The 23,595-nt window shown below is 65.3% G+C and carries 19 protein-coding genes; 12 read left to right on the top strand and 7 right to left on the bottom strand.

Translation table 11 applies throughout. The annotated features are described in order from the left end of the window. Positions 1 to 6: 6 nt before the first annotated feature. Both C8J36_RS12945 and mprF read right to left on the bottom strand, forming a co-directional pair. A complete protein-coding gene (locus tag C8J36_RS12945) occupies positions 7 to 1,377 on the bottom strand; it encodes an AcvB/VirJ family lysyl-phosphatidylglycerol hydrolase (protein ID WP_132535416.1) in 1,371 nt (456 codons plus the stop codon). Continuing rightward, on the bottom strand, positions 1,374 to 4,010 hold the full coding sequence (gene mprF / locus C8J36_RS12940) for a bifunctional lysylphosphatidylglycerol flippase/synthetase MprF (protein WP_281029233.1): 2,637 nt from the start codon (positions 4,008 to 4,010) through the stop codon (positions 1,374 to 1,376). The genes C8J36_RS12945 and mprF overlap by 4 nt, the downstream gene beginning before the upstream one ends. A 250-nt stretch (positions 4,011 to 4,260) precedes the next feature. Between mprF and C8J36_RS12935 the strand changes: the two genes are divergently transcribed. The 11 genes from C8J36_RS12935 to C8J36_RS12880 all read left to right on the top strand — a co-directional run bounded on the left by C8J36_RS12935 (position 4,261) and on the right by C8J36_RS12880 (position 17,114). Further along, the gene (locus tag C8J36_RS12935) at positions 4,261 to 5,139 is read left to right on the top strand and encodes a potassium channel family protein (RefSeq protein WP_082477338.1); all 879 of its coding nucleotides are present in this window, start codon (positions 4,261 to 4,263) and stop codon (positions 5,137 to 5,139) included. A gap of 176 nt (positions 5,140 to 5,315) precedes the next feature. Continuing rightward, positions 5,316 to 5,513: a hypothetical protein gene (locus C8J36_RS12930; protein ID WP_132535414.1), complete on the top strand. Its 198-nt coding sequence runs from the start codon at positions 5,316 to 5,318 to the stop codon at positions 5,511 to 5,513. Between the two features lie 145 nt (positions 5,514 to 5,658). Next, positions 5,659 to 6,672 carry a DUF6030 family protein gene (locus tag C8J36_RS12925; RefSeq protein ID WP_132535412.1) on the top strand — a complete coding sequence of 338 codons (1,014 nt, stop codon included), beginning with the start codon at positions 5,659 to 5,661 and terminating at the stop codon, positions 6,670 to 6,672. Between the two features lie 377 nt (positions 6,673 to 7,049). Then, positions 7,050 to 7,709, top strand: coding sequence for a sugar transferase (locus tag C8J36_RS12920; protein ID WP_245506543.1), 660 nt, complete (start codon positions 7,050 to 7,052; stop codon positions 7,707 to 7,709). Positions 7,710 to 7,825: 116 nt separating this feature from the next. Then, positions 7,826 to 8,719, top strand: a complete 894-nt coding sequence (locus tag C8J36_RS12915; RefSeq protein WP_132535408.1) for a LysR family transcriptional regulator — start codon at positions 7,826 to 7,828, stop codon at positions 8,717 to 8,719. 160 nt (positions 8,720 to 8,879) lie between these two features. Then, positions 8,880 to 9,359, top strand: a complete 480-nt coding sequence (locus C8J36_RS12910; protein ID WP_245506542.1) for a formate dehydrogenase subunit gamma — start codon at positions 8,880 to 8,882, stop codon at positions 9,357 to 9,359. After that, positions 9,356 to 10,924, top strand: coding sequence for an NADH-quinone oxidoreductase subunit NuoF (locus tag C8J36_RS12905; RefSeq protein ID WP_132535404.1), 1,569 nt, complete (start codon positions 9,356 to 9,358; stop codon positions 10,922 to 10,924). Before C8J36_RS12910 ends, C8J36_RS12905 begins: the two co-directional genes overlap by 4 nt. 225 nt (positions 10,925 to 11,149) lie before the next feature. Continuing rightward, positions 11,150 to 14,029: a formate dehydrogenase subunit alpha gene (gene fdhF, locus C8J36_RS12895; protein WP_132535402.1), complete on the top strand. Its 2,880-nt coding sequence runs from the start codon at positions 11,150 to 11,152 to the stop codon at positions 14,027 to 14,029. 58 nt (positions 14,030 to 14,087) lie between these two features. Continuing rightward, positions 14,088 to 14,987 (top strand): formate dehydrogenase accessory sulfurtransferase FdhD, encoded by a 900-nt coding sequence (gene fdhD / locus C8J36_RS12890; RefSeq protein WP_165915047.1) that lies wholly within the window; start codon positions 14,088 to 14,090, stop codon positions 14,985 to 14,987. Beyond that, a complete protein-coding gene (locus C8J36_RS12885) occupies positions 14,977 to 15,354 on the top strand; it encodes a formate dehydrogenase subunit delta (protein WP_132535398.1) in 378 nt (125 codons plus the stop codon). Before fdhD ends, C8J36_RS12885 begins: the two co-directional genes overlap by 11 nt. A 110-nt stretch (positions 15,355 to 15,464) precedes the next feature. Further along, positions 15,465 to 17,114, top strand: a complete 1,650-nt coding sequence (locus C8J36_RS12880) for an OFA family MFS transporter (protein ID WP_132535396.1) — start codon at positions 15,465 to 15,467, stop codon at positions 17,112 to 17,114. Between the two features lie 68 nt (positions 17,115 to 17,182). Here C8J36_RS12880 and C8J36_RS12875 read toward each other — a convergent pair whose 3' ends face one another. Then, positions 17,183 to 17,485, bottom strand: a complete 303-nt coding sequence (locus C8J36_RS12875) for a YggT family protein (RefSeq protein WP_062477929.1) — start codon at positions 17,483 to 17,485, stop codon at positions 17,183 to 17,185. A gap of 268 nt (positions 17,486 to 17,753) precedes the next feature. Between C8J36_RS12875 and C8J36_RS12870 the strand changes: the two genes are divergently transcribed. Continuing rightward, a complete protein-coding gene (locus C8J36_RS12870; protein WP_132535394.1) occupies positions 17,754 to 18,995 on the top strand; it encodes an MFS transporter in 1,242 nt (413 codons plus the stop codon). Positions 18,996 to 19,032: 37 nt separating this feature from the next. On the opposite strand, the gene C8J36_RS12865 is transcribed toward C8J36_RS12870, so the two are convergent. From C8J36_RS12865 to C8J36_RS12850, 4 genes are all read right to left on the bottom strand, one after another. Then, a complete protein-coding gene (locus C8J36_RS12865) occupies positions 19,033 to 19,509 on the bottom strand; it encodes a TerB family tellurite resistance protein (RefSeq protein ID WP_062596397.1) in 477 nt (158 codons plus the stop codon). Positions 19,510 to 19,632: 123 nt separating this feature from the next. Further along, positions 19,633 to 21,375, bottom strand: a complete 1,743-nt coding sequence (locus tag C8J36_RS12860) for a heme biosynthesis protein HemY (protein ID WP_132535392.1) — start codon at positions 21,373 to 21,375, stop codon at positions 19,633 to 19,635. Between the two features lie 11 nt (positions 21,376 to 21,386). After that, a complete protein-coding gene (locus C8J36_RS12855) occupies positions 21,387 to 22,802 on the bottom strand; it encodes a COG4223 family protein (RefSeq protein WP_132535390.1) in 1,416 nt (471 codons plus the stop codon). Between the two features lie 87 nt (positions 22,803 to 22,889). After that, positions 22,890 to 23,591, bottom strand: a complete 702-nt coding sequence (locus tag C8J36_RS12850; RefSeq protein ID WP_165915041.1) for a uroporphyrinogen-III synthase — start codon at positions 23,589 to 23,591, stop codon at positions 22,890 to 22,892. Positions 23,592 to 23,595: the final 4 nt, after the last annotated feature.

Genomic DNA, 23,595 nt, shown 5'->3' with positions numbered 1-23,595 from the left:
GACGCGCTATGGCGCGGGCTTGCCCAGCCGCCTGTCGTAGCCATCGAGGATCCGCTCGACCAAAGCAGGGTAATCCTCGTCGAAATGATGGCCTCCCTCGATCGGGATCACCTCGATGCCGGTGTCCTTCAGTGTGGGGCAGACATCGTCCTCTTCGTCGGTGCCGTAGACGCACTGGACGAGCGCGGGGTTGATGGTCTTCAGGTCGTCGGCCGGATCACCGTGGCCATCGGCCGCCGCCGCACCCAGCCAGCCGAGGACGGAAATCTTGTAGTCCACCTGATGCGATACGGCGAGAAGCGAGATCTGCGAGACGCGGGCGCGGTCGGCAGCCGGCAGGAGATTATAGGTCCGCGGTAGCACGTCCGCACCGAAGGAATAGCCGATCAGCAGGACGCGTTTGACGTTCCAGCGCTTGGCATAGAGCCCGATGATCCGCGACACGTCGTTCGCCACCTCCTGCGGTTCGCGTTCGGCCCAGAAATATCGCAGCGAATCCAGGCCGACGACCGGCATGCCCTGCTGCTGCAGAACGTCGCCCACCTCCTTGTCGATGTCGCGCCAGCCGCCGTCGCCCGAAAGCACGATGGCCATCGTGTCGCGCGTCGGCTTGGTGTCGAGAACGGTCAGGGGCAGGCCGAGCGGATTGTCGTCACCCCCGCTGTTGGCCACGAGATCCGACAGCGTATCGGAAAAATCCTGCCAGATGTCGCCGTCGCTATCCTGAACGTCGATGTCGTCATGCTTGGCCTTCAGCGCATCGACATGCGTCCGGCCATCGGCCGGGGCCGCCGCGCCGAGGAGCACGGTCACCGGATCGGGCAGCGGTCCATCCGTCAGGCCGTATTCCATCCGGTTGCCGACGGTGCGCTTGTCGGCCGGTGTGCAAAGCTCGCGCATCAGCGCAATGCCGGCGTCCGGATCGGCGGCCAGCGTGTGGCCGATCGTGGCCGGCGGCGTCTGCGCGGCGATTGCCAGCGCCAGCGCACCGCCCGCGCCGACACCGGCGACGATGGGAAGATCGTAATCCGAATTGTCGAGCGAGCGCTGGATCTGCTGGCTGAGCGCCTCGATGTCGGAGACCATATAGACGCAGTCGCCATCGTCCTTGGCAAGGTCGGCGAGATAGGACGGAAGGTCTATCCCGATCACCAGCGCGCCCTCCCCCGTCATCCGCGCGGCAACGCCGTCTTCCTTCGCACCCCATCCGGGCGCATCCGACACGAGAACCACGGCGGCCTTCACCTCGCCGGCCGGCTTCAAGATGCGCGGCGAAGGGATCATGCCGGTATCGAAACCGGAGGCATCCTGGGCGAGGACAGCGCAAGGCGCGGTCGCCAGCAGACTTAAAACGGTCAACGTCTTCAACAGTCTCATTTCTTCACAAGCCCTTTCACGCCGCCGCCGATCAGGAACGTGGCGTCCATCAGCGACAGGATCGGACTGATCCCCCCACCGGCTGCCATGTAACGAGGCTCCCATCGAGGATGGAATTTCGTTTTGAAGGCCTTCAGGCCCTTGAAGTTGTAGAAGCGCTCGCCGTGCTCGAACACCGTCCGCCCGACCTTGTCCCAGACCGGCGAGGATCGCCGTTCCGAGAGGCCGGCGAGCGGCGCCATGCCGAGGTTGAAGCGCTTGAAGCCGCGATCGCGCAGATGCTCCATGACCGACACGAACAGAAAGTCCATCGACCCCTTGGGCGCGTCCGGCGAAAACCGCATCAGGTCCACCGAGCCCTCTTCCAGCGTATCGGTGACAAGAATATTGGCAAAGGCGACGATCCTGCCGTCGACCTTGAGAACCGCCACCGGCTGGCGGCAGAGATAGTCGCGCGAAAATGCGCCGAGCGAAAAACCCTTCTCCTTGGCATCGTGGTGGGCAAGCCAGCCATCCGAGACCGCCTGGAGATCATCGAGGATCGCCGGCACGTCGGCCGCCTCGACGAGTTCGAACGAGAGCCCGTCGCGCTGTGCCCGGCTTACCGTCTGGCGCAGCGTCGCCCATTTGCCGCCTTTCAGCGAAAAGCTGGTCAGGTCCATCGTAGCGATTTCCCCGAGGCGGAAGGCCCGCAAGCCGGCATCGGCATAATAGGAGAGCCCGGCCGGCGAGACCTGATAGAACACCGGGCGGCACCCGACGGCGCGGGCGCTTTCGACGAACTGCCAGATCAGATCCGGCCAGGCGTCCCGCGGACCCACCGGATCGAACAGCGCGATCCATGAGCGCGCCTGCCGGCCGTACATGATGAAAGCCCGCGCATCATGGGAAAACATCAGGCTCTTGTCGCCCATCAGGACGAGATTGGCATCCGACATCCCCTGCTGCGCGATGATCGCCATCGCCCTGTCGAGATCCTCGGGCGAAGGCGTTTCGATCGTCCCGCGCGCCGGTCGCATGAGGCTCCAGAAGGCGACGGCGCCGGAGAAGAGCACGAGGCCGAGCACGGCGCGCAGGCCACGCGGCGCTTCCGCCGATAGCTCGAACTCCCACCAGAGCCGGTTGGAATATTCGACGTCGCGATAGACGAACAGCAGCAGCGCCACGGCAAACAGGCAGAGCGCGCCCATGGCGGTCAGCCACGGCACCGTCAGGGCCGTGCTCGTCATCGTTGCCGGCCGGGTGAACACACGACGACTGATCAGCAGGCTGATGATGAAGAACCCGAGCAGCCCCGCCTCGAACAGGGCCACGGCCTTGACCAGCGATAGGAGAAGCGCTGCCAGCGAAAGTCCGAGCGCTGCCCACCAGGCGCCATCGAGCCGGCGGGCAAGCCCGCGCGCGGCGATCAACAAGGCAAGGCCGAGCACGCTTGCAAGGAAATGCGCACCCTCGATGACCGGCAGCGGCACGTAGTCCGCAAGGAAGGCGAGGTTTTCGTCCGGCGTCGGCGTGACGCTGGAAAACACCAGCATGGCGGCAAGGACCAGGGCCAGCGCCGAAAGAAGCAGCGGCGTCAGCCGTCCTGCAACCCGTCGCAGACTGGACCCCACCGGCTTCTTCGCAAGCGTGCGCACCTCGGCGATGACGACGAACAGGACGGCGAGGAGCAGCGGCACGACATGGTAGATCAGCCGGTAGAGCGCCAGCGCCCCGAGAACCGTATCGACGCTCGCCGTCTGGCCGAGCGCTGCGACGATCACGGTCTCGAACACGCCGAGACCTGCCGGCACGTGGCTGAGGACGCCGAGCCCGACCGCGACCGCATAGATGGCGAGGAAGGCCGGCCAGCCGATCGTGCCGTCGGGCAGCAGCACATAGAGGACGGAAGCCGAGGCCGCGAGATCGAGAACCGTGACCAGGAACTGCCGCGATGCGGTGCGGGAATCCGGCAGGCGCACGGAGATGCGGCTGAAAACCAAGGGCTGTCCATCGCGACCCGCGACCATCAGCGCGACGATGCCGGTCAGGACGAGAATGGCGACGACCCGCAGGCCGGAGGCCGGAAGCCAGGTCAGCGGCGCGATTTCCGGCGCAATGGCGAGAATGCTGAGCGACCCGACGGCGGCAAGGCCGAGCCCGAAGGCAAGCGTCACGAAGGCGATGACACCGCCGATCTCTTCCGGCTTCAGGCCGAGCCGCGAATAGGCGCGATAACGGATCGCCCCGCCGCTCAAGGGTCCGAAGCCCGCGGTATTGCCGACCGCATAGGCCGCAAAGGCGGTCAAGGCGACATCGTTGTAAGGCAGGCGATGCTTGACGTAGGACAGCGCGCTGACATCGTAGAAGGTCAGGGCGAAGAAGCTGAGACCGGTGAACACGAGCGCGAGCGCGATCGCCGTCCAGCGCGTGGAATCGAGCGCCGCCATGACGTCCTCGTAGCGGACTTCCGACGTCAGGTGCACGATGGCGATGACGACGATGGCGGCGATCAGGAGGATGGCACCGCCGGCGGCAAACCGGCTGATCCCCCCGAAGCGCGCGAGAATGCCTTGAGGTTCGTCAGGTCCCGCATCCATGAGAGGTGCGCCGGCGGATGCAGGGGTCGAAGGCGTCGGATCGGGAAGGGTCATGGAACCACATGCGTGTAATGGAAACCGGAAAAGCGCTATATCGCAATGCTCTATATCGCCGGGCTGCGCTGCTTGACAGTGAACTTCCTGTAACGTTCGGATGCAGTGCGACACGGAGCGGGCGCATGGCGACGTCGAGGTTGCTCATGGCTTTCATCAGCAATTCCGGCAATACGAGGGCAGAGCGCGGCGCGATCTCTTGAAGAGGCGCCAGACCCGGCTATGTCTCGACGCAGTTCAGGCGGGCAGAATGACGAACAGCAAGAGCGGCGGCGCAGACATGGGTGACGAGGCGAACGATCGGGACCCGGTCGCAAGCCCCGTGACGACGAGAGACGCCGAGGATCTCCCGCGCGAAGATGCTCCGCAGTCCGGCCTGCGCGGCACGCTGAGACGGCTCTATTACGGCACCGACGGCCAGGCTGTCGGCTTCCAGGTGACGATCGGCATCGTCGATCTCGCCGTCATCCTGTTTTTCCTCGCCGGCCCCTATCTGGCGCGGCACGGCACATATCTCGTCATCGACTATGCAATTGCGGCCCTGATCGCCTTCGAACTCACGGCCCGGGCGCTGATCGCCAACAATCCCTGGCGGTTTCTCGTCCGGCCGATGACGCTGGTGGATATCGTCATTCTCGCGACGCTGCTCTTTCCCGAGACGTTTTCGAACTTCGCCTTCCTCCGGGCGCTGCGCATCTGGTCCTTCAGCCAGAGCCGCGTCTTCGGCATTCTGGTGCACCGGGCCGGCTGCCGCGAGTACCAGGAGGTCATCGGCGCCTGCATCAATTTCGTCACGTTCCTCTTTCTCGTCACGGGCTTCGTCTACACCGCCTTCTTCGCGACGGAATCCGGCATCTCCGGCTTTGTCGATGCGCTCTATTTCACGGTGGCGACCATCACCACAACGGGCTTCGGCGATATCACCCTGCCCGGCACGCTCGGCAAGCTTACCTCCATCGTCACGATGATCTTCGGCATCTCCCTGTTCGTGCGCTTGGCACAAGCCATCGTCCGGCCCAACAAGGTGCGATTTTCCTGCCCCCAGTGCGGATTGAACCGGCACGACGCCGACGCCGTCCACTGCAAGGCCTGCGGCCACATTCTCAACATTCCCGACGAAGGCATGTGATCCGACGAGGAGGATCTCGGGCATCCAGACCCGCGCAAGCCTCCGCAGGCTTGATGGGGCGTGTTTCCCGAGAATCGCATCCGGTTGCGAAATCAGGACACATTGTGCCGCTATGGCACAGGCTTGATTCTTGGCAAGAACGCCCGCTCCTGTTAATTTGATATGCGGAAACCGTCATGACAGAAACGATCCTGCTGACACTCTACGCGCTCGTCGCAGTGCTTTTCCTCGAGATGACCTATCGCGAAGGCGAGATGTCGCTGGCGGGGGGCTGGGATGTCATGCGCGTCGTCGGCCTGTTGTACTGCCTGGCATGGCCGCTCCTGATTGTACACGTCAGCATTGTTGCCTATCGTGATCGGCATGCCCGCTGACCCTGTCGATCGCGGCGACCGTTTCTAGCGCCGAGAGACCGACGTCCCCTTCCTCGCGCATCGTCACCGCACTGGACTCCGGGCAAAGACAAGCTCATAGGGCTTTACCAGGCGAGCGACGACCAGACGGAGACGAAGAAGCGGCATGACGCAGGTGACGAGAGGCCGTTCGGGACGCGTATTCTTTGCCATCGCGGTTCTCGTCGTCTTCACGGCGATCCTCGGCACGGTGCTGGGGGCCAACGACCTGCGCAACCTCAATATTGTCCTGGCCCGTTTCGGCTATCCGCCGGTCAAGTTCGAACAGCTTTTCCCCTTCGCGGAGCCGACGGTCCGCGATGCGCAAGGTGTCGATCTGCCCGTCATCCGCGTCGTCAAGGGCATCCGCCTGCCGTCGCCGACGATCCGGGTTCCGCGCTACGCCCGCGCCAATCTCGATGGGATCCCGACCACCTTCGTCCGATCGATCCGGATGGATCCCCGCCGCCTCTGCGAAACGCTCCGCGCGAACGGCTTCCCCGACATCGCCTGGACCGCGAGCGCCGTCGGCGGCCAGGGCTCCGAATGCTCCTCTTTCCTGCCGATCGGCCGCGGCGCGCCAGCCGGTGCGGGACCGGCACCACGGCCGGAGGTCGCCGCCTCCAAAGCGCTGCCCAAAGAGCCATCGGGCGAGAATTTCGATCCGGACAACGAACCCCTGATCGAGGCGCCGCCGGACGAGCCGCCGCCGCCGCAACAATCCTCCGTCTTCGTGCTCTTGAAGGGTGATCTGCAAGGCCGCGTCCTGACATTCCGCGTCAAGTTCAACATCGAGCTGGAAGCGGACAGCACGGCCGTCCTCCAAGCCGGCAGCCGTGCCGTCGAAGCGTTTCTGCAGGAGGTGCGCTGGCAGGACGATGGCGAGATGCTCCGTCAGATCGCAGCGCTTCAGGAGTTCGACAAGGACGAATTCGGGAGCCGTATCGCATTCAAGCGGGAACGGGTCGATCTGCCGCGGTTCAACTTTCTCGCCCGCAAGAGCGAAAAGCCGCGCCGCAAGATCAGCGACGCCTTCTTCGATCCATCCGCCTGGCTGCCTTTGAGCGATGCCGATGCATCGCTCTGGATGCCGAAGAGCGCGCTGCGCGCCTTCGAGCCACCGCCATTCCCCCGAACATAGGTTCCCTTGCGAGCGGCGCTCGTCTTCAATATTAGAGTTAACCAATAGACTCGTCTTTTGGATCGGCCGGTTGCCAAACACCCTTATCTTTAATAGATGATTAATTGCGACTATTGATCGGCGGAACAGCACTTCGAAGCCGGGTTTATTACGAAGCTTTACGTATCAATTTGGCACGCAACTGTGCCGGTTCAGTATAAGCCAAGCGCATATTAAACCTTCGTCATTTCAGATCCATAAGAACCTCGATTGCAGGGAACCAGCCAATGAGCCCCAATTCCTTACTGCAGAAAAAAGGTCGTTCCGGAACACCCGGCGTCGCAAGCACGCGCCCTGGTGCACGCCCACCCCTGCGGGACGCAAAGCTGAACGATACGGTGCTGGCGAATGACAATACGCCCACGCTTTCGACCCGCACGCTTCCGCGGCGACCGATCAATTTCGCCCTGAAGCGAGCGATGGACGTGAGCGGCGCGGTTGCGGGTTTGATCATGCTCGCACCGCTTCTTCTTCTGGTCGCCATCCTCATCAGGCTCGAGAGCAGGGGCCCGATCTTCTTCCGCCAGCTGCGGACCGGCCGAAACGAAGTTCCGTTCGAAATCCTGAAATTCCGATCGATGTATGTCGAGCAGTGCGATCACGCCGGCGTGCGGCTGACGGTCGATGGCGATCCCCGCGTCACACGGATCGGTCGCATCCTGCGCAGAACCAGCCTCGATGAGATCCCGCAGCTCTGGAACGTCGTCGTCGGGCATATGTCGCTCGTCGGACCGAGACCGCACGTCCCCGACATGGTCGCCGGCGGCATGAACTATGCAGACCTCGTGCGCGGCTATGAAGCCCGCCATCTGGTTCGCCCGGGACTGACCGGCCTTGCCCAGTGCCGCGGCCTGCGCGGACCGACGACCAACCGTGACATGGCCGTTCGCCGTATCCTGAGCGATGTCGAATACATCGAGACCTTCTCCGTCCTTCTCGACACCCGCATTCTCGTCCGCACGATCATCAACGAAGTCCGCGGCGGCACCGGTTCCTGACCCCCTGAGGTTATCCGGGAGCCGACCCCCTGTTGCTCGGGGAACATGGCCTCTGTTGCTCAGGGAGCCGGGCCCTCTGTTGCTCAGAGAGCCGGGAAAGCGCATGATCCCCCGGCATGATCGACAAGCTCGAATTCTTCATCGCTCTCTCGCAGGAACGGCATTTCGGCCGCGCCGCCGAACAATGCGGCATCACCCAGCCGACGCTTTCTGCCGCCATCCGCCAGCTGGAGGACACGCTCGGGGTGATGCTCGTCAATCGTGGCGCCCGCTTCCAGGGTCTGACGCCGGAAGGCCAGCGTGTGCTGGAATGGGCCCGTCGCATCGTCGGCGATGCCCGCACGATGCGGGAGGAAATGCGGGCGGCGAAGAAAGGCCTTGCCGGCCACATCCGCCTCGCGGCCGTCCCGACAACACTGGCGATGGTCCCGCGGCTCACCGCTCCCTTTCAGGAAAAACATCCCGACGTCACCTTCTCAGTTCTCTCTACCACCTCCTCGAAAATGCTCGGGCTTCTCGAAAATCTCGAGATCGATGCGGGCCTCACCTATCTCGACAACGAGCCGGTCGGACGGGTGACCAGCGTGCCTCTCGTCATGGAACGCTATCATCTCGTGGCCGCCACCGGATCGCCGCTGTCCGACCGAGCCTCGGTGACCTGGGCGGAGGCGAGCGCCATTCGGCTTTGTCTATTGACCAACGACATGCAGAACCGGCGCATCATCAATCAGCATTTCAGCGCGGCGGGTGTGCAGGCGCGCCCGACGCTCGAATCCAACTCGATGATCGTTCTGTTCTCCCACATCCGGACCGGCCAGTGGGCGAGCATCATGCCGTTCAACGTCGCGAAATCCTTCGGCTTTCACGACGACATCCAGGTGATCCCGATCGAAGAGCCGGATGCCGGCCATCTCGTCGGCCTGGTTGCCACCCATCGCGAGCCCTACACGCCCCTGGTCTCGGCACTCCTGCATGAAGCGCGAAAGCTGGCAGAGCAACAGGAGTTTTGATAGAAATCTTCTATCGCTCCACGATTCTTCCATATTGCCCGCAGGGCGCATCTCTGAGACCTTCCTTATTCGACGCCAGGTTCGTGTCCTCACCACACGACCTGCTTGGAGGAGGCCGGTGCAATCGCTGGCGCGTCGCAGACATGCACGGAGGAGCCCGGTGGATCGACACCTTGAGAAGAGCGATCTTGAAACGAGCATCGCTGCAATCGTTTCCGAGTTGAAGCATCTGGAAGGACCGCTTCTGCCGATCCTGCATGCGGTCCAGCAGACATTCGGCCATGTCCCGGACGACGCCGTCCCGATGATCGCCACCGGCCTCAACCTGTCGCGCGCCGAAGTCCACGGCGTGGTCACCTTCTATCACGACTATCGCAGCCATCCGGCCGGCCGGCATGTGCTCAAGCTCTGTCGCGCCGAGGCGTGCCAGGCCATGGGCGGCGACCGCCTTGGCGAACAGGCAAGAGCCCGCCTCGGCATCGATTTCCACGAGACGACGGCGGACGGCGCGGTCACGCTGGAGCCCGTCTTCTGTCTCGGGCTCTGTTCCACCGCACCCGCCGCCATGCTGGACGGCGCGGTGCACGGGCGCCTGGATGCCTCGGCACTGGATAGCCTTCTTGCGGAGGTGGCGGCGTGATCCGGATCTTCATCCCCCGCGATGCCGCGGCCCTTGCCGTCGGAGCCGATCGCGTCGCAGCGCGCCTGGCGCAGGAGGCGACGGCCCGCGGGCTCGACCTTGCCATCGTGCGCACGGGGTCGCGCGGCCTGCATTGGCTGGAGCCGCTGGTGGAGGTGGAAACACCCAACGGCCGCATCGCTTTCGGCCCGGTAACGCCAGCCGATGTCGGCGCCCTGCTCGATGCGGGTTTTCTGCATGGCGACACATCGACCGGTATCGACCATCCGCTCTGCCTCGGGCCGACGGAGGAAATTCCCTTCCTCAAGAACCAGACCCGCCTCACCTTCGCCCGTTGCGGCGTCATCGACCCTTTGTCGCTGGAGGATTACCGCGCCCATGGCGGGCTCGCCGGCCTTGCGAAGGCCGTCGCGATGTCCCCCGCAGCGATCGTCGAGGCCGTCACGCTGTCCGGCCTGCGCGGCCGTGGCGGCGCGGGCTTTCCGACCGGCATCAAGTGGAAGACCGTTCTCGATTGCGCGGACCCCCGCAAATACATCGTCTGCAATGCCGACGAAGGTGACAGCGGCACCTTTGCCGACCGGATGATCATGGAAGGCGATCCCTTCGTCGTCATCGAGGGCATGGCGATTGCGGGTCTCGCGACCGGCGCCACCAAGGGCTTCGTCTACATCCGCTCGGAATATCCCCACGCCATCGACACCATGACGAAAGCCGTCGGCATCGCCCGGCGTGCGGGCATCCTCGGCCTGTCGGTGCTCGGTCAGGGCGCCGGCTTCGACATCGAGATCCGCACCGGGGCCGGCGCTTACGTCTGCGGCGAGGAAACGGCGCTCCTCAACTCGCTCGAAGGCAAGCGCGGCGTGGTGCGGGCAAAGCCGCCGCTGCCGGCGCACAAAGGCCTGTTCGGCCAACCCACCGTCATCAACAACGTCATCTCGCTCGCCTCGGTGCCCGTTATCCTCGACGAAGGCCCCGAGCATTATCGCGATTTCGGCATGGGCCGCTCGCGCGGCACCATCCCCATCCAGATTGCAGGCAATGCCCGGCAGACCGGCCTCTATGAGGTCGCCTTCGGTCTCACCCTCGGCGAAATCGTCGATACGATCGCCGGCGGCACCGCAACGGGACGCCCCATCAAGGCGGTGCAGGTCGGCGGCCCGCTCGGCGCCTACTTCCCGCGCGCGCTGTTCGACACGCCCTTCGACTACGAGGCCTTCGCCGCAGCCGGGGGTCTCATCGGCCACGCGGGCATCACCATCTTCGACGACACCGCCGACATGCTGAAACAGGCCCGCTTCGCCATGGAATTCTGCGCCGTGGAAAGCTGCGGCAAATGCACGCCCTGCCGCATCGGCTCGACCCGTGGCGTCGAGGTCGTCGATCGCATTGGTCGCGGCATCGAGCCGGAGAAGAATCTGGCGCTGCTCTCGGACCTCTGCAACACCATGAAGTTCGGCTCGCTCTGCGCGCTGGGCGGCTTCACGCCCTATCCGGTCATGAGCGCGGTCACGCATTTCCCGGACGATTTCGTTGCGGCACCGGTCGTGGAGGCGGCGGAATGATGCGCGCGTCGAGCACGACTGCGGCTCGTAGGCCGCCCCTCACCCGAGCCCTCTCACCGCTTGCGCGGCGAGGGGACGTGGTCGGCTCACCGTTTTCGAACAGGGAAACGCCTCGCCAAACGTCCCTTCTCCCCATCGAAACGCGGAGAAGATGGCGGCAGCCGGATGAGGGGCAACCCCAAGGTAACACCGCCCAGAACGACCCTCACCTTTCAGGAGACCAACATGCTTCTCGTTCCTGAAACCGATTTCGGCACCCCCGCCTCCCGGGCGGAAACGCTGGTGACGCTGACCATCGACGGTCGCGAGATCACCGTGCCCGAGGGCACTTCCATCATGCGGGCATCGATGGAAGCGGGTATCCAAGTGCCGAAGCTCTGCGCCACGGATATGGTCGATGCCTTCGGCTCCTGCCGGCTCTGTCTGATCGAGATCGAGGGCCGCAACGGCACGCCGGCCTCCTGCACCACGCCCGTCGCGCCCGGTCTTATCGTCCACACCCAGACGGCGCGGCTGAAAGACATCCGCAAGGGCGTGATGGAGCTCTACATCTCCGATCATCCGCTCGACTGTCTCACCTGCGCGGCCAATGGCGACTGCGAATTGCAGGACATGGCTGGCGCGGTCGGCCTGCGCGACGTGCGCTACGGCTATGAGGGCGACAATCACGTGAAGACGCGCGACAGCGACGGCCTCAATGCCCGCTGGATGCCGAAGGACGAATCCAACCCCTACTTCACCTATGATCCCTCCAAATGCATCGTCTGTTCGCGCTGCGTGCGGGCCTGCGAGGAAGTGCAGGGCACGTTCGCGCTGACGATCGAGGGCCGCGGCTTCGACAGTCGCGTGTCGCCCGGCCAGCATGAAGACTTTCTCTCCTCGGAATGCGTCTCCTGCGGCGCCTGCGTCCAGGCCTGCCCGACCGCCACGCTCACCGAAAAATCGGTCATATCCATCGGCCAGCCGGAGCATTCGGTCGTCACCACCTGCGCCTATTGCGGCGTCGGCTGCTCGTTCAAGGCGGAAATGCGGGGCGAGGAACTGGTGCGCATGGTGCCCTGGAAGGACGGACAGGCCAATCGCGGCCACTCCTGCGTCAAGGGCCGCTTCGCCTACGGCTATTCCACGCACAAGGAGCGTATCCTCAACCCGATGATCCGCGAGAAGGTAACCGACCCCTGGCGGGAGGTCAGCTGGGACGAGGCGCTCGCCCATACCGCGGCAGAGTTCCGACGCATCCAGTACCAGTACGGACGCGAGTCGATCGGCGGCATCACCTCGTCGCGCTGCACCAACGAGGAAACCTACCTCGTCCAGAAGCTGATCCGCGCCGGCTTCGGCAACAACAATGTCGATACCTGCGCCCGCGTCTGCCATTCGCCGACCGGCTACGGTCTCGGGCAGGCCTTCGGCACGTCGGCCGGCACGCAGAATTTCGACTCGGTCGAGAATACCGATGTCGTCATCGTCATCGGCGCGAACCCGACCGACGGACACCCTGTCTTCGGCTCGCGGCTGAAGAAGCGGCTGCGGCAGGGTGCCAAGCTCATCGTCATCGATCCCCGCCGGATCGATCTCGTCCGCACGCCCCATGTCGAGGCCGCCTATCACCTGCCGCTGCGCCCCGGCACCAATGTCGCGGTCGTCACCGCACTCGCTCATGTCATCGTCACCGAGGGCCTCTGCGACGAAGCGTTTATCCGCACCCGCTGCGACTGGTCTGAGTTCGAGGACTGGGCAGGCTTTGTCGCGGAAGAGCGCCACAGCCCCGAAGCAACCGAAGCGCTGACCGGCGTTCCGGCCGAGGCGCTGCGCGGCGCCGCCCGCCTGTTTGCCACCGGCGGCAACGGCTCGATCTATTACGGCTTGGGCGTGACCGAGCACAGCCAGGGCTCGACCACCGTCATGGCGATTGCCAACCTCGCCATGGCGACCGGCAATATCGGCCGCCCCGGTGTCGGCGTGAACCCCTTGCGCGGGCAGAACAACGTGCAGGGCTCCTGCGACATGGGCTCGTTCCCGCACGAGCTTCCCGGCTACCGCCACGTCTCGGACGATGCGACGCGCGATATCTTCGAAAAGCTCTGGGGCGTCACGCTCTCCGACGAGCCGGGCCTGCGCATTCCCAACATGCTGGACGCCGCCGTCGATGGCTCCTTCAAGGGGCTCTACATCCAGGGCGAGGACATTCTCCAGTCCGATCCGGACACGAAACATGTCGCAGCCGGTCTCGCCGCCATGGAATGCGTCGTCGTGCAGGACCTGTTCCTCAACGAAACCGCGAACTACGCCCACGTCTTCCTGCCGGGCTCCACCTTCCTTGAAAAGGATGGCACCTTCACCAATGCCGAGCGCCGCATCAATCGCGTGCGCCGGGTCATGACCCCGCGCAACGGCTATGCCGACTGGGAAGTGACGCAGAACCTCGCCCGCGCCATGGGCCTTGGCTGGGATTACACGCACCCGTCCGAGATCATGGACGAGATTGCGGCGACCACCCCGAGCTTTGCCAAGGTCTCCTATGCCTATCTGGACGAGAAGGGCTCCGTGCAGTGGCCCTGCAACGAACAGGCGCCCGAAGGCTCGCCGATCATGCATGTCGACGGCTTCGTGCGCGGCAAGGGCAAGTTCATCCGCACGGAATATGTCGCGACCGACGAGAAGACCGGGCCGCGCTTCCCGCTGCTTCTGACCACCGGCCGTATTCTCAGCCAATACAATGTCGGCGCGCAGACGCGGCGCACCGAAAATGTCGTCTGGCATGAGGAGGACCGGCTGGAGATTCACCCGCACGATGCCGAGCTGCGCGGCGTCCGCGATGGCGACTGGGTGCGGCTGGCCAGCCGCTCGGGCGATACGACGCTGCGGGCGCTGATCACCGACCGGGTCGCGACAGGCGTCGTCTACACCACCTTCCACCACCCGACGACGCAGGCCAACGTCATCACCACGGACTTTTCCGACTGGGCGACCAATTGCCCGGAATACAAGGTCACCGCGGTGCAGATCTCGCCGTCGAACGGCCCGTCGGAATGGCAGACCGAATACGAGGATCAGGCCCGCCAGTCGCGTCGCATCGCCGCCAAACTGGAGGCCGCGGAATGACGCTTGCGACGACCGGACGGGCGGTGGACACGGCAGGGATCGCGCCGAGATGATGCCGATGACCCGCTCGACCGCTATCCCCCTCGCCCGCACCGTCCCGCAGCTGTCCCGCCGCAACGGTCGCGTTCGCCCGGCCAGCCGCATCGTTCCCGAAGAAATACCCGTCGCCTTCAGCTATGGCGGTTCCACCCATGCCGTGATGATGGCGACGCCCGCCGATTTCGAGGATTTCGCCACCGGCTTCAGCCTGACGGAAGGCATCATCACGGAACCGGCCGATATCGAGAGCATCGAGGCCGTGGAGACGCCGGAAGGTTACGATCTGCAGATCGCCTTGCGCGACGCACAGCACGAGGCTCTGGTCACCCGTCGCCGGCATATGGCCGGTCCGGTCGGCTGCGGCCTCTGCGGCATCGAATCCCTGGAGCAGGCCGTGCGGCAGACACCGTCGGTCGCAGCCGCCCGCCTCAGCCTGACGCCGGGCGAGATCGCGCAGGCCGTCGCCTTGCTCGACACCCGCCAGCCGCTGCATGCAGAGACCCGCGCGGTCCACGGCGCCGGTTTCTATACGCCCGAAGAGGGATTGATCGCCGTGCGCGAGGATGTCGGGCGGCACAATGCGCTCGACAAGCTGGCCGGTGCCGCTGCCCGCCAGGGCTACACGGGCGCCTCCGGCGCCGTCGTGGTGACGAGCCGGGTCTCGGTCGAGATGGTCCAGAAGACGGCCATTCTCGGCAGCCCCTTCATCATCGCCATATCGGCCCCGACAGCGCTCGCGATCCGCACCGCCGAGACGGCGGGCATGACGCTCGTGGCGCTGGTGCGGGGGGACGAGTTCGAGGTCTTCACCCATGCGGACCGCATCGTCGCCGAGACAACCCATTCCGGGATCAGCCATTCCGAGGCCACCCCTCCCGAGACCATCCGGCCGACCAAGAGGACAAGCCATGTCGCCTGATGCCGCACAGCCTCCCCATCACGGAGAAGACGGCCCGCCGCATGGCACGGACGCCAAACTCGTGCGCATGGCAAACCAGATCGCCACCTTCTTTCGCTCCCAGCCGCATGAAGACGGACCGGCCGGCATCGCCATCCATATCAACAAATTCTGGGAGACCCGGATGCGCAGCGCCTTTTTCGCGCTGATCGAGAAGGGCGATGCAGGCTTCGATCCGCTGGTGCTGGCGGCCGCCCCGCTGATCAAGCGACCGCATTCGAAAGAGGATGCGATCGGCACCGGTGCGGATGCCGCGCGCGGCGCACCCGGCGGCAAGGGCGCGGCCGCGGGCGAATCGCTGTCGGAGCCGAACATGCCCGAGAGGTGAACCCTGTGCGCTGCGATCGACCCTGCAGTGTGGAGGCTGCACGCCGTCGATCCCGCGCCTGACGACGCAGACCAACCGCCCGAGGAGGGGCTCAGAGGAGGAGGACGACCATGTCGGCAACGACGCAACTCGGCATTCCCGTGTCGGCAGGATTGCTCGACCGGGAGCGCATCATCGCCAAACCCGGCTTCAACCGCTGGCTCGTGCCGCCGGCCGCCCTTGCCATCCATCTTTGCATCGGCATGGCCTATGGTTTCAGCGTGTTCTGGCTGCCTCTGTCGAAGGCGATCGGCATCTCCGCACCGGCAGCCTGCGCCGATCTCACGCTCGGCTCCGCGCTTTTCACCACCACCTGCGACTGGCGGGTGAGCGATCTCGGCTGGATCTACACCCTGTTCTTCGTGCTGCTCGGCTCATCCGCCGCACTCTGGGGCGGCTGGCTGGAAAAGGCCGGCCCGCGCAAGGCCGCGACCGTCTCGGCCTTCTGCTGGTGCGGCGGCATCCTCATTGCGGCCCTCGGCGTCGCCACGCACCAGCTCTGGATGATGTGGCTCGGTGCCGGCGTCATCGGCGGCATCGGGCTTGGCCTCGGCTATATCTCGCCCGTGTCCACCCTCATCAAATGGTTTCCCGACCGGCGCGGCATGGCGACGGGCATGGCCATCATGGGCTTTGGCGGCGGCGCCATGATCGGCGCGCCGCTCGCCAACATCCTGATGACCTATTTTCGCTCGGATACCCAGGTCGGCGTCTGGCAGACTTTCGTCGTCATGGCGCTCGGTTATCTCGTCTTCATGCTCGCCGGCGCCTTCGGCTACCGCATTCCGCCCGCCGGATGGCGCCCGGAAGGCTGGGCCCCGCCTGCCGCGAAAAGCACGATGATCACCACGCGCCACGTCCACCTGCGCGATGCGCACAAGACGAAGCAGTTCTGGCTGATCTGGGCCGTGCTCTGCCTCAACGTTTCCGCCGGCATCGGCGTCATCGGCATGGCCTCGCCCATGCTTCAGGAGATCTTCGCCGGCTCGCTCATCGGCGCGCCGGGCGTCGCCTTCACCGCCATGTCGAAAGAGCAGCTGGCGAGCGTCGCGGCGATCGCCGCCGGCTTCACCGGGCTCATCTCGCTCTTCAACATCGGGGGACGCTTCTTCTGGGCCTCTCTGTCCGACAGGATCGGCCGCAAGAACACCTACTTCTGCTTCTTCGTGATCGGGATCGTGCTCTATGCGCTCGTCCCCTGGGCGGCCGGCATCCAGAGCAAGCTGCTCTTCGTCGGCATGCTCTGCATCATCCTGTCGATGTATGGCGGCGGCTTCGCCACCATCCCCGCCTATCTCGCCGATATCTTCGGCACCCAGTTCGTCGGCGCCATTCATGGAAGGCTGCTGACGGCCTGGGCAACGGCCGGCATCATCGGGCCTGTCGTCGTCAACTACATCCGCGAGGCGCAGATCGCCGCGGGGCTTCCGCGCGATCAAGTCTACAACACCACCATGTATATCCTTGCCGGCATGCTCGCACTCGGCCTTGTCGCCAACGCCTTCGTGCGGCCGCTTGCCGACAAATGGTTCATGAAGGATGCGGACGTCGCAGCGCTCCAGGCAAAGACGGCCGCTGTCAATGCCGGCCCGTCCGGCTCCTTCGGCATCGGCCGGGGCGGCCTCGATGCCAAGGCCCTTCTCGCCTGGGCCTGCGTCGGCCTACCCCTCGCCTGGGGCGTCTGGGTTACGGTACGGGCCAGCCTTGCGCTCTTCGGATGAACGAGAAAGGCCCTTCGTGCGATACACCGCGCGAAGGGCCTTTTATCTGAAACAGCGTGAAGGTCGGGTCAGTAGGTCGGTGCGAGCAACGCCGGAGCGATCGTCGTGTTCAGAAACTGCTGCAGAAAGAACAGGATGACCAGGACGACGAGCGGCGACAGATCGACACCGCCCATATTGGGCAGGATACGACGGATCGGACGGTAGAGCGGCTCCGTCAGCTGGTAGAGCGACCGGCCGATCATGCTGATCGCCTGATTGTTCGTGTTGATGATGTTGAAGGCATAGAGCCAGGAGAAGATCGCCGAGGCGATGATGAGAAACCAGGCGATATTGATAATGAAATTCAGCGTTGCGATGACGGCGAGCATGCCGGGCCTCCGGTTCATGGACCGCCGTGCGCCATCGGCGATGGGCAACCGTCGTTCCAACATTGATGGCGTCGCATAATTTTCTCCGCGAACCGATTCCGGAGCGCGACATTATGCAGTAGTTGAAAGACATGTAGACACTGGCGCGCAACGCGGCAACCCTGCGGCCCGTGCCGCGTGACAACATGTTTAAGACGGCGCTATGGCTCGCGATGGCCGGCGCTCATACGAACGGGCCGACGCATCAGAGGCCGGGAAAGACCAGTTCATGTCCATCGTCGAAACCGGAGACCGCTACGCCGCCTTCCGGCATGTCGGGTATCGCCGCTACTTCTTCGCGCGCTTCCTTGCCTATTTCGCCATCCAGATCGTCAGCGTCTCCGTCGGTTGGCAGATCTACGATCTGACGCGCGATCCGTTCGACCTCGGCCTGATCGGCCTCTTCCAGTTCCTGCCGTCGCTGGTCCTCATCCTTGTCACCGGCTCGGTCGCCGACCGCTACAACCGGCGCATGATCATGGGCATCTGCATGGGCGTCAGCACGCTCTGCGCCGCGGCTCTCCTCGTCCTCACCCTCACCGGCACCTTCACCCTCTGGCCGGTCTACACCATTCTCGTCGTGTTCGGCATCGAGCGGGCCTTTCTCGCGCCGGCCTCCCAGTCGCTCGCACCCAATCTCGTGCCGGAGCGGGATCTCGCCAACGCTATCGCCTGGAATTCCACCTCCTGGCAGACGGCGATGATTGTCGGCCCCGTCGTCGGCGGCCTGATCTACGCGCTCGGACCGGCCGTTCCCTATAGCGTCGCCGTTCTGTTCTTCGCCGCCAGCGTCGTCATGGTCTATGCGATCCCCAAGCCTGCACAGAAGAACAGCCAGATCGCCCAGAGCTGGCAGACCATCACAGCCGGCTTTCGCTATATCCGCGCAGAAAAGGTCGTGCTCGGCGCCATCTCGCTCGATCTCTTCGCCGTTCTTCTCGGCGGGGCCATCGCGCTCATGCCGGTGTTCGCCCGCGATATCCTCGATCTCGGACCCTGGGGCCTCGGTCTCCTGCGCGCGGCCCCCGGCGTCGGCGCGGTCGGCATGGCCATGTGGCTTGCCGCCCACCCGATCCGTCACCGCGCCGGCGTGCTGATGTTCGTGGGCGTCGCTCTCTTCGGCCTCGGCACGGTCGTCTTCGGGCTGTCCGCCACGCCGTGGATCTCGATCGTGGCGCTCGTCATCATGGGCGCCTCCGACATGATCTCGGTCTATGTCCGGGAAACGCTGATCACGCTCTGGACTCCGGACGAGCTGCGTGGTCGCGTCAACGCCGTCAACATGGTGTTCGTCGGCGCGTCGAACGAGCTGGGAGAATTTCGAGCCGGCATGATGGCGTCGGCCATCGGTGCGGTTCCCGCCGTCGTCATCGGCGGGGCGGGCACGCTGCTGGTGGCGGTGATCTGGTCGCTCGGCTTCTCGCAACTGCGCCGGATCGACACGCTGGATGCACCCGAGACGAAACGGTAGGCTCACTCCGTTTCGCCAGCGGCGAGGGTGAGAGGCCTCAGTGCTCCGCCGTCTCGACGATGTCGGATTTCGCCGCGGCTTCCTGCCGCTTCATGATGCGGTCGCGGCCGGAGACGCCGAGCAGGTCGGCGATCCGCCAGATCACGTGATCTTCCATCTCGCTGCGCTCGCCATCGACATAGACGATCTCCCACAGCATGCCGACGAGATCGATCCGCTGCTCTTCGCTGAAGTGCCGCTTGATGTCGGAGGTGAAGCGGAAGAAATCGATCGCCTCGCTCTCGGCGTCCTCGCCGGCGGCAATCAGCGCATCGAGGGCCGCATCGTCGAGCGTGTAGTGCTCCTTGATCATCGACCGAACCTTGCGGCGCTCGACGTCGTCGGCATGGCCGTCGGCTTCCATGACCTGGATGCAGAGAGCGACGATCGCAATGCGCGGATCGCCCGCCTCGATCGGGTTCGGGTGCTCGGCACCGGTGAGACTGTCGATGAAGGTGCGGATACGGTCAAACATGGGTTGCGCGGCGCTCACGAAAGGAGGGTCGTTGATGCCGACAGGAAAGACGAGCCGCAAAGCCGGGTCCAGCCCTATTCGTTTCGCAAATGCGAAAAGGGGCCCCGAAGGGCCCCCGAACCGTCAGAAAAGTTTGAATGTCGTCTTTTCTGCAACTCTATCGGTGCGAACGCCGGGATCGTCCGGCGGCCGGCCGAAGAAGGGCTCGACCGGCGCCTCCGCCGGCTTGGCCGGAGATGTCGCGCCGGAGACGGGCTGCGCCGGCGCTTTGACGGCCACGGCCCCCTCATCCTTCTTGACCAATGCCGTGTGCGTCGCGTCGTCAGCGTCCGTGACGACCACGGACCGCGCCGGCTCGATCGGCTCGTGAACGATGACCGATTCGGTCGGAACCGGGACGGCGATCGCTGCCGGGCGCTCCACCGTCTCAGCAGGCATGGTCGGCGGCGCCGGCGGTGTCGCCACCGTCGTTTCCGGCGCGTCGCGCGTTGCAGCAACAACGGACGCTGCGACCGGCGGCAGGCTGCGGATCGCTGCCTCTCCGCGGCTGACGCCACCCTCCTCGAGCGGGCCGTCGATCGTGTTGACCGGCATCCTCCACTCGAATGCATCCAGGCGGCCGCTGACGGGAGAGACCGGCAGCCATTCCTCGGAGACGACGCCGTCGGCGATCCAGGCCGCATCGCGCGGGCTCTTCAGCGCCTGGTTCATCCAGTGGCGGATACGCCCTTCGTCTCCGGTATCCGCTTCCTCGATATCGGCAAGCAGCAGAAACACGCTCTCCGTCGGCGCAATGCGGGCGGCGGCCTCGGCCATGGAGCGCGCCAGCGCCAGTTCGCGAGCCTCCAGCGCACTTTCCGCAACCGCCATCAGCGACACCGCATTGTTCGGCTTCCACGCTTCCAGCTTGCGGGCGCGCTTCAACCGGTCGACCGCCGAATCGCCGCTCCGTGCCCGAACATAGGCCTTGGCGATGTCGGGATGCGGTTCCTGCTTCCAAAGTTTTTCGAGCACCGACGCCGCCTTGCGCAGATTGTCTTCCCGGAACAAGGCTTTCGCCGCAATGAGGCCAGCCGGCACCAGCGTGGAGTCGAGCTTCAGCGCGGCCAGCGCATCGTCGCGCGCCGCCTTCGGGTCGGCATCCAGCCGCTCTCGCGCCCGGGCCGTGAGCAGCACGGCCTTCTTGCGGTCGGCCTCCTTGCGGTCGATGACATGGCTGGTGCGGCTCTGGTCGAGAAGATGCACGGCCTCGTCCCAGCGTCCCGCCTGGCTGCGCTCATCGAGGGTCGCAAGCGTCGCCCAGGCCAGATGCGGCGCCTTGTCGGCCGCACGCTCGGCATATTGCCGCGCCGCCTCGTTGGCACCCAGACGCTTGGCTTCGAGATACAGGCCACGGAGCCCGAGTTCGCGGGTCTCCGGGTCTTCCGCCATCCGCTCGAACTTGCGGCGGGCATCGTCATGCTTGCCCTCGATCAGCGCGGTCTGCGCTTCGAGAAGATGGATCAGCGGCTCCTGATCGGCCGACAGAAGCCCGCGCGTGCGCGCCGTCATCTTGCGGGCGAGGATCGCATCGCCGGCACCGGCGGCGATCAGCCCGGTCGACAGCGCCTGATAGCCCCGGTCGCGCTTGCGAACGCGGAAGTAGCGCGCGATCGAGTGCGGCGAGAACCAGATGAGACGGACGAGCCAGACGACGAGCAGAATGGCCGCGATCAAGGCCACGAGCAGCGTGGCGCCGACCATCAGGCTGGTCTCGATACGCTGGCCCATCCAGACCAGCGACAGCTCGCCCGGCCGATCGGCAAGCCAGGAAAAACCTGCGCCGAGCGCAAGCACGATCAGGACGAAGATGAGAATACGGATCAAATCGGCTCTCCTCAGCCCTGTTTGGCGGGTGCGGAGCCGGCTGCGGCTCCGGCCACGGCGGCGTCGATCAATGCTTCGACCTCAATGCGTTCATCGAGCTTCGTGCGGAACGCGGCGCCGGCATCCTTGGCAGGCTGCGGCAGGCCGTCCCATTCGAGGCTCGCGCCCTTGAGGTCGCCATTGGTCAGGCGGTCTTCGATCCGGGCGACGACGGCTTCCGGACCCGTACCCTCGACGCTGCCGACAGGACGGACACGCACGGCGGACGCCGCACTTCCGATCAGTCGCGAGAAAATGCCCTGGTTCGGATCGGCGCCGCGAATGGCGGCCAGCATCGCGTCGGCCGTGTCGGGGAACGATCGTGTCAGATCCGTGCGCGACGAGACGCCGCGCGGTGCGATGTCGGCAAGGCCGGCAACGGCCGGGTCGTCCGGCGAGATCGTCTTCAAGGCATCGAGCTCGGCAAGGAACGGTCCGCCACGGTCGATCCCGGTCTTCAGCGCGGTAACCGCGATGGCGCGCGCGAGCTGCACGTCGCTGGCGGGCTCGTCGAGCTTCTTTTCCGCTTCCTCGATGCGTGTCGAGAGCTCGGATGTCGCCGTCTGCGTCGCGCGGCTCTGGTCGGCAAGACCGGATTTCACGCTCACGAGCTCCTGCGTCAGGCTCTCGACCTGCGCCTTCAGGTCCTCCGCGCCGGATGCACTTCCATTGACGCCGATCGTCTGTTCGAGAGCGGCAAGCCTCTGCTCAAGGCCTTCGCTAGATGACGATCCCCCTGTCGAAACCTGCGCCTTCAAGGCATCGATTTCGGCACCGAGATCGCGTCCCGACGCAGCACCGGTCGAGGACGATGGACCGATCGCCGGCAGGACGCCCGCATATTGCAGGACGCCGGCGCCCGAAAGCGCGATCAGACCACCGACGATGCCCGCCGCCAGAGCACCCGCGCGCGACGGGCTCGAAGCACGCGAAGAATGTGCAGGTTCGGATGAGCGCATGGTCGCCGATGCGCCGGCCGGCTGCGTCGGCGGGACGGAGGTCCGGGCCGACCGGCTCGACGATGCAGGCTCCTCGGCGAAAGCGGCGGCGTCCGCTTCGGCGCGCGTCTCCTCTGCAGCCTCGGCCTCCCGGGCCTTTTCGCTCAGCGGATCGGGCGGCGTTTCTCGATCGGACGGGATGCTCTCCAGCGGATCATTCGCTGAAGCGGCGATCCCGGCGTCCTTCGCAACATCGGCCACAACAGCGTTATCGGGCACAAGGACGGCATCGGGCACGACCACGTCGGACGAGACAGGCCCCCGTGCATCTGGGCGAGCATCCGTGTCCTCCGGTCTCGCCGCATCGGATGCAGCGGGCGTGGCGGGCAGATCGATCGTCAGCGGCTGCCGGTCGGGCTTGGTGCGGCGCGGCGGTTTCTCCGGATCCATGCTCTCTTCTCTATGCGTGAGGTCAACAGCATAAACCTAGACACCGACCTGGGCGAGGGAAAGGCCCCACCGGTCGATTTGCGTGATTCAGGCGTCGAGAAGCGTAAGCAGGGCATCCTCATCCGGCCGGGGCGCAATCTCCACATGCCGGCATCCGGGCGGCACGGCGTCGGCGATCCGCGGCCCGAGGCAGAGGATCCGCACCGCATCGGCAAGCATTGCCGGGGCCACCTCGAAAAAGAACTGTCGTGCCGCCTCCCGCGAGTAGAACAGCACCGCGTCCGGAGAAAAGGCCCGAACCTGCGCCGAAAAAGCGCCGGGCGGCCGAACGACGGGGCGCATGCGATAGACGAGACGAACCTGGAGCGGGACACCGGCAACGGTCATGCGCGTTTCCAGCTGCGGCAGCCGGGGGGTGCCCGCGAGATAGAGCAGAATGCCCGTGGCAGCCCCCCGATCATGAAGGATCAATTCCGCAAGTCCGGCTGCATCTCCGGGCCCGACCCGCACCTGGGAAAAGCCGAGATCAAGCGCCGCCTCCGCGGTCGCATCCCCGACGCAGTAGACCGGCAGGGAGACGAGCGACGGCAGGGCTTCGGGAGAGTGCCGCAGCGCCCGGAACGCTTCCGCGCTCGTTGCAACGACGGCCGAGGCGGACAGGGGCCCCGCCCGGATCGGCAGGTGCTCTGCCTCGCTCAGCGGCAGCAGCAGCGTGTCGTGGCCGGCCAGCGCCAGCCGCCGGAGCGTCCTGTCCGCTGTGGTTTCCGGGCGCGTGACGAGGACGCGCATCCGC

The organism is Rhizobium sp. PP-F2F-G48 (genome assembly GCF_004342335.1).
Taxonomy (GTDB): domain Bacteria; phylum Pseudomonadota; class Alphaproteobacteria; order Rhizobiales; family Rhizobiaceae; genus Ferranicluibacter.
This window is presented reverse-complemented; position numbering and strand designations above follow the sequence as displayed.